The sequence below is a fragment of the Alteromonas sp. DY56-G5 genome (assembly GCF_041414725.1).
Taxonomy (GTDB): Bacteria; Pseudomonadota; Gammaproteobacteria; order Enterobacterales; family Alteromonadaceae; genus Alteromonas; species Alteromonas macleodii.
In genome coordinates, this window is record NZ_JANHZQ010000011.1 from 119,287 (window position 1) to 125,912 (window position 6,626).

7 protein-coding genes are annotated in these 6,626 nt (G+C 44.2%); all 7 read right to left on the reverse strand.

Going from position 1 to position 6,626, the window contains the following annotated elements; all coding sequences use genetic code 11:
• Positions 1 to 20: 20 nt before the first annotated feature.
• Complete coding sequence (locus NO989_RS08020) at positions 21 to 734, reverse strand: ABC transporter ATP-binding protein (RefSeq protein WP_069944863.1); 714 nt, start codon at positions 732 to 734, stop codon at positions 21 to 23.
• A 1-nt stretch (position 735) separates the two neighbouring features.
• Entirely contained in the window at positions 736 to 1,494 is a 759-nt protein-coding gene (locus NO989_RS08025; RefSeq protein ID WP_069944864.1) for an ABC transporter ATP-binding protein, read from the reverse strand.
• Positions 1,491 to 2,459 (reverse strand): branched-chain amino acid ABC transporter permease, encoded by a 969-nt coding sequence (locus tag NO989_RS08030; RefSeq protein ID WP_069944865.1) that lies wholly within the window; start codon positions 2,457 to 2,459, stop codon positions 1,491 to 1,493. The genes NO989_RS08025 and NO989_RS08030 overlap by 4 nt, the downstream gene beginning before the upstream one ends.
• A gap of 9 nt (positions 2,460 to 2,468) precedes the next feature.
• Positions 2,469 to 3,332, reverse strand: coding sequence for a branched-chain amino acid ABC transporter permease (locus tag NO989_RS08035; RefSeq protein WP_069944866.1), 864 nt, complete (start codon positions 3,330 to 3,332; stop codon positions 2,469 to 2,471).
• A gap of 48 nt (positions 3,333 to 3,380) precedes the next feature.
• Positions 3,381 to 4,565: an ABC transporter substrate-binding protein gene (locus NO989_RS08040; protein ID WP_187447712.1), complete on the reverse strand. Its 1,185-nt coding sequence runs from the start codon at positions 4,563 to 4,565 to the stop codon at positions 3,381 to 3,383.
• 31 nt (positions 4,566 to 4,596) lie between these two features.
• A complete protein-coding gene (locus tag NO989_RS08045) occupies positions 4,597 to 5,766 on the reverse strand; it encodes a DcaP family trimeric outer membrane transporter (protein ID WP_069944868.1) in 1,170 nt (389 codons plus the stop codon).
• Positions 5,767 to 6,167: 401 nt separating this feature from the next.
• Positions 6,168 to 6,626: transposase (locus NO989_RS08050; RefSeq protein ID WP_371342354.1), on the reverse strand; the 459-nt coding region annotated here is incomplete at its 5' end.

The following is a 6,626-nucleotide window of genomic DNA, read 5'->3' on the forward strand; positions in this document are numbered from 1 at the left end:
TTCACCGTATTACAGCGCAATTAAACCGCAAGGCTTGTTTCAATAAATGCGCGATTTTCCTCAAGGGCTTGCGAGTCACCGTTAAATTGCACTTTCCCTTTCACAATAAGAATGTGCTGGTCGCACAGCGTCTGCAATACCTTAATGTTTTTATCCACAATAATGGTCGACACACCGGTTTCTTTAATTTTGCGAATAACATCCCAAATCTCTTTGCGAATAAGCGGTGCTAAGCCTTCCGTGGCTTCATCAAGTATCAGCAAATCTGGGTTGGTCAAAAGGGCCCTACCTATAGCTAGCATTTGCTGCTCACCGCCAGAGAGTTGAGTGCCTTTATTGGTCAAGCGCTCTTTTAAACGAGGGAATACCTCAAGCACCTTGGCATAAGTCCAGTGCGCTTCACCTCGCGAATTTTTGCGCGCAGCCATTTGCAAGTGCTCTTTCACTGTTAAGTTGTGAAACATGCCCCGCCCTTCTGGCACATAAGCAATGTCGTTGCGCATGCGTTTCCACGTGGGTAGTAAATCAATTTCTTTGCCCTTGTACAACACAGTGCCACTACGCGGCTTTACAAGACCTAAGATAGATTTCAACGCTGTGGACTTACCCATTCCGTTGCGGCCCATAATACTTACTGTCTGCCCTTTTTTAATGGCAAAAGATACCCCGTGCAGAATATGGCTTTCCCCGTATAAGGTATGAATGCCTTTTACCTCTAGAATGTTGTCTGTCACGTTAAAATACCTCGTCATCGTTGCCTAGATAGGCTTCTTGAACTAAAGGGTTTGCTCGAATGTTATCGACCACATCGGTAATCAAATGCTGCCCGTCCACCATCACAGTCATTAGGTCAGATAGCTCAAAAACGGCATCCATGTCGTGCTCTACCAGCACAATGCAATAGCGCTTTTTCAGCGACTTAAGCAGGTCAATAATGATCAGCGACTCTTCATGGCCCATGCCCGCCATTGGCTCATCGAGCAATAGCACTTGGGGGTCGGTCGCCAATACCATGGCTATTTCAAGCTGGCGCTGCTCACCATAACTAATGGCGCTGGCTTTGGTATTGGCTTGTTTCAATAGCCCTACCTGTTCAAGGGCATCTTCGGCAATCGCAGTTACATGCTTACTTGAATGCTTCGACTTAAACATATTGAAGCTGCTACCCACCCGTTGCTGTGCGGCAATGCAGCAGTTTTCCAAGCATGTGGCATCTTTGAAAATATTGGTTTTCTGAAAGCTTCGCCCTATGCCTTTGCGGCAGAACTGATGACTTTTAAGCCCCGTAATATTTTCACCGCGATACAAAATTACACCCTTAGTTGCCGGATACGTACCACACAATATATTCAGCATGGTACTTTTGCCCGCGCCATTAGGGCCCACAATGCTATGCAGTGACTTGTCGTAAAACTTAATATTAAATTCGTTGAGCGCCTTTAACCCGCCCCAGTGCTTTGAAAGGTTTTCAGCTTGTAAAATACATTCACTCATTTGCGCTTCCCTCCAACCAACTGTTCAATTAGTCCAGCAATACCACTTTTAAGTAGCAATACCATTAAGATGATGAGCGAGCCCATCCAGAACATCCAATACTGTGTCATGTGTTCAATGCTGTAGTGCAAGCTCTCGTAAACGAATACACCTAGAATTGCCCCAAAAATAGTGCCTAGACCACCTAAAATAGCCATTACTAATGCAGAGGCTGAGACTTCCCAACTCATCATGGTTGGATTTACAAAACCGTATTGAAGCGAGAACAAGTAGCCTGCATAAGCTGCTAGTGATGAAGACAATACATACGACACTAAACGGAAGTGAAAGATGTTGTAGCCAAGTGCAGTGGCACGCTCAGGGTTTTCTTTTATTGCGTCAATCACACGCCCAAACCGAGAATGCAAACTAACTTTACAAAACACGTAGCAGTTAAATAGCGATAGCAAGCACAGGTAATAGAAGTGCTTCTCGTTATCTAAATCTAAGAAATTCAAACCAAAAATGCTGGTTTCGGGTTTTAGATATATAAATAACCCGTCTAAGCCGCCGTATTCCGTTGAGTCGGCAAAGAAATAGAATGTCATTTGCGCCAATGCCAGCGTGATCATGATCATATAAATACCGCTGGTTCTGAGCACAATCAAACCAACAATAAGTGCGATAACACCGCTAGCGGCCATGACATAAAAGGTATACAACCAAAAGTTAACCACTTCGTATTCGGGGATCATAATGGCAAATAAGTATCCGCCTAATCCGTAGAACATGGCGTGACCAAGGGTGATAAGGCCAGTTCTTCCCACCAAGTAGTCCAAAGACATAACAAAAATAGACAAAATCAGCATGGTGGAGATTTTGTTTACGTAAAACGTGTTCTCATTGAAAAATAAGGGAATACCCAATGCAATAAAGAAAAACGCAAAAATAAATACTTTTTCAGCTTTGCTAGAAAATACAGACATCGTACAACCTTAACTTTTGAAAAGCCCTTGTGGTTTAAAAATAAGGATAAGTGCCATTAGCAAGTAAATTGTCATGCTCGACATGCCGGGCAACAGCACAGATGCGAACGTATCAACAATGCCTACTAGCAAGGCCGCCACAAAAGCCCCTTTTATTGAGCCCATTCCCCCAATAACCACCACAACAAAACATGAAATGAGTACGCGTTCGCCCATACCAGGTACTAAACTCACCACAGGCGCAGAAACAATACCGGCCAAGGCAGATAAGGTAACGCCAACGGCGAAAACGACGGTAAATAATGTGCCGATATTCACGCCCAAGTTCTCAACCATTTCACGGTTAGACTCACCGGCGCGGATCATCATGCCAAGCTTGGTATTGTTGATGACGTAATACATGCCTACGGCAATACCCACACACAATACCGACAGGAACAAGCGATAAACCGGATATTCAACAATATCGGTAATTTGAATAGACGATGACAGCAGCTCAGGTACATCAACCCCTAGAGGGTCGTTACCCCAAATGAAGCTTTGTGCGGCGTTAAAAATAAAGATTAAACCAACCGTTAGCAGCACCTGATCAAGGTGGTCGCGCTTGTATAAATGCACTATAAGAAAGCGCTCAATAATTACGCCTATGACCATAGCAATACTGCAAGCAATGACCACAGCTAACCAAAAGCTGTCTGTCATGGCGGCAAAGTAATACACCAAATAGGCGCCAATCATATACATAGAGCCATGAGCAAGGTTCAAGATACCCATAACGCCAAAAACTAATGTGAGACCTGATGCAACCAAAAACAGTAACAGCCCATACTGAATACCGTTTAGTAATTGCACGAGGAAAAGCGACATTTCCATTTTTATACCTCTATGGGGAAGCCCATGGGCTTCCCTACTTGCAATAACTTATAAACGACAACCACGTGCTGGGTCATTCAGGTTCGCTGCAGCGGTTTTAACCACCATGTTTTCTCCGTTCTCAACCTTTCTTAAATAGATGTTTTGAATTGGATTGTGCGCCTTAGAGAAATGGAAGCTGCCGCGCGGGCTATCAATTTCAACACCTTCCATTGCCTTTATCAGAGCTTTTTTGTCAGCGGTATTACCCTTGGTTGCTTCCACGGCTTGAATAATCAATTGACCGGCGTCATACCCTTGAACGGCATATAAGTCAGCAGGCTTGTTGTACAATGACAAATACTCGGCTCTGAACGCTTTGTTCTTAGGGTTATCCAAGGTATCGGCGTAGTGTAGTGTGGTGAATAGGCCGTCAGCGGCTTCACCTTGCGCTTCAATGGTGCCTTCTGTTAAGAAACCAGAACCAATAAGTGGAATTTTGCCTTTAAGCCCCATGGCGTCGTAGTCTTTAACAAACTTAACCGAGCCACCACCGGCAAAGAACACAAATACAGCATCTGGCTTTATTGAGGCAATTTCAGTTAGGTAAGACTGAAACTCTGTTTTTGGAAACGGTACGAAAATTTCCTTAACCACTTCGCCACCAGCAGCTTCAAATGATTCTGAAAACGCGGCAAGCGACTCTTTTCCAAACCCGTAGTTCCAACTTAGTGTCACCACCTTTTTATAGCCCATTTCAATGGCTTGATTACCCATTGGGTAAGCAGTTTGCCAAGACGAAAAAGATGTGCGGAACACATTCGGCTGACAGAATGCACCTGTTGCAGCGTTAGCACCTGCATTGGGAATGATCATGATAGAGTCTTTGTTTCTAACCGATTTGATCATGCCCATTGCTACCCCTGAGTGAACTGGGCCAATAATGAAATCGGCATCGTCTTTATCGGTCATTGCAGAGGTTAACTCTGGAGCGCGTGCTGGCTTTGCTTCAGTGTCGCTAATGATGAATTCAACAGGGCGACCGGCAATAGTATTGCCCTTTTCTTTTAGGGCTTGTTTCAGGCCGTTAGTAGCAGCCTCACCCAACCCAGCATAAACACCACTGTATGGCAGCATTACGCCAATTTTTATGGGCGATTCGTCGGCATGTGCAGACATACCTGACAACACACTTGTCGCCATCACACTACTGGCCAAGACGACTTTTCTAAGCGTTTTATTTTTAAATATCATGGTAAGTTACTCGTATTGTGGTAGGTGAATGTTAAAAAGCGTATTTCGCCATTGCTTGAACGCGGCTCATATCGCCGTCGAAACCGTCAACAGTTTCACGCTTTGCGTAGGTATATTCCAAGCCAACCGATAGCGGCTTAGTAATGTTGTAGATGTAGTTAATGCGCGTGCTGTAAACGTCATGTGTGCGCGAGCCCACCATGCCTTCGACGGTGTCTACATCTAATGAAGAGAAAATAAGATTGGTACGAGCGCTTTCGCTCCACAAGTGGCGATAAGCTACGGTAACCGCGGTTGCATCAATGGCATCAAAGTTACCTTCATCGTCTAGGAAGGCACCATTGGCAGCATTTACGCCAACATAACGACCTAAGCCCGAACCACTAGCTACTTGAATGCGAATATCATCGCCATTACTCAAGTTAATGCGCGATGAAAGCGATAGTGCAATACCCGTGTCTGAGTAATCTTCGCCTTGTGTTTCATAAGCAAGCTGACGCAAGATACCGCCCACTTTCACATGACCCCAGCTGGCTTTCATCGTATAAGTACCAATGAGATCAGGTACAGAATTGTCATCTGTCGTAATTTGCGCGGTAGTGGTAGTACCAACGGTTGTCTCAGGGTTTTCCAACGCCACTTCAAAACCGTTATTTGAATAACGAATTTGTGGTTGACGAGTAAAAGCCACACCGTCTGTCGTACCAATAAAATCTACTGATTCAACCAAAGCGCCTAGGTCCATGATAGTTGACCAAGTTTGACCAATAAGCCAGTTGTTGTATTTCAAGTAAGCATGTCGCATACGTGGCGTATAGGAGTTGCTCACTCGCTCATCACCACCAGATGTCAATAGAAAGTCAAATTCAAACACACCGGTAATGACGTCTTCACCGTCTACTGGCGTATTGGTAGTAAATCTGAAACGAGACTGTTTTGCGTGCGCATCAAATCGGCCACCTAGCCCATCGTCGGTGGCGCCCGTTTGTACCAAAGACGGTACGTAAATATCACGTCCAGGGCCAACACCTTCACCGTTTGAGTAGTCGCTATACATTGCGTCAACTTTGATATAACCAGAAAATTTCACCTCGGTGTCAGCTAGGTTCGCTGCCTCTGCGCCAGTAGCAAGCGCTAAACCAACCGATAGTGACGAGGCAAGTAGGGGCTTGATGAGTGTTTTTTGTTTTAAAGTATTCATTCAGTTCTCCGTTGTAAATGTGCCAAGCATGTGTGTGATAAACAGAAACAACTGACGTGAAGGCAACCCACCTTTGTAAATTTTGTGTTATGCAATTGTTTCTAAGCAAGGAACTTACTGTGAAGATAAATCACAAACCAATACCAAATGAGTGACTCGCAATACTTAACGGGTATGGCTTTGCGGTATATAGGTTGAACAACAATGCATTGAAAAACATATAAACCATTGTTATTAATTGATAATTACAAGCAGATTTGGAAGAGCATTGATAGCTCTTGTAGACAAAAATTACCCGTCACAACTTGTTTATTATTTATAAATTAATTCACCAATAATTAAAAATGAGCAAACATAAAGAAAAAAACAAGTAAAAAACCCGCCATTTGGCGTAATGCCAGTCAGTTAAGCTGACTGGCATTTTTCTTTGTGGGGTATTTAGTCGGTCTTTTCCTCACTACTCTGGGGTAATACCTGTCAGGTCGTTTGTCAGGTAGCCTCATCATCCTCAGCGATTCCATTAGGTATTCATAGTGAGCGGGCAGTTTAGTTACTGTCTCCGGCAATGTGGTCAGGAAGAATACAATGATATGTCTCATACAGAGACCGAAGCTAAGGCGGGAAGGAGATAATTCCGGCATGTCTTTTACGGCATCCAGCATCATCACTCTAATCAGGTTGTAGGCTACCAACAGCCCCCAGAGTTCCTGTCGAACCATCTCAGGTTTCTTACTGCGCAGTGTCAGTTTTGCCTGGTGTAGTGTCTGTTTCATTTCTCTGAAGCCCAGTTCGATTTCCCAGCGTTGAACATACACATTGACAACTTCTTCGTAGGGAAACTGCATTGCATCGACCATTGA